Origin of the sequence: Desemzia sp. FAM 23989 (assembly GCF_045528345.1) — a bacterium.
Classification (GTDB): Bacteria; Bacillota; Bacilli; order Lactobacillales; family Carnobacteriaceae; genus Desemzia.
Genome location: NZ_JBGQQT010000081.1, coordinates 1 through 255 on the forward strand (window position 1 = coordinate 1; position 255 = coordinate 255).

The window sequence follows — 255 nt, forward strand, 5'->3', positions numbered from 1 at the left end:
AATGATTTTCGATTTAGATTCTACTCACAGTGATACCTTTGGAAACCAAGAAATGACCGATTATAATGCGCATTACCAGACAACCGGTTATCATCCACTCGTTGCCTTTGATGGTCTTACCGGAGACTTTCTTAAAGCAGAACTTCGTTCTGGAAATGTCTACACCTCAAAAGGCGTCGCAGCATTTACTCGTCCATTATTTGAGCATTATCACTCTGTGACACCAGTAAGCACTATTATGGTACGTGCAGATAG

Annotated in this window: 1 protein-coding gene; it reads left to right on the forward strand. The window is 41.2% G+C overall.

What is annotated here, in order from left to right; genetic code table 11:
• A partial coding sequence (locus ACEN36_RS13150) for a transposase (RefSeq protein WP_407126912.1) occupies positions 1–255 on the forward strand: 255 nt, incomplete at both ends.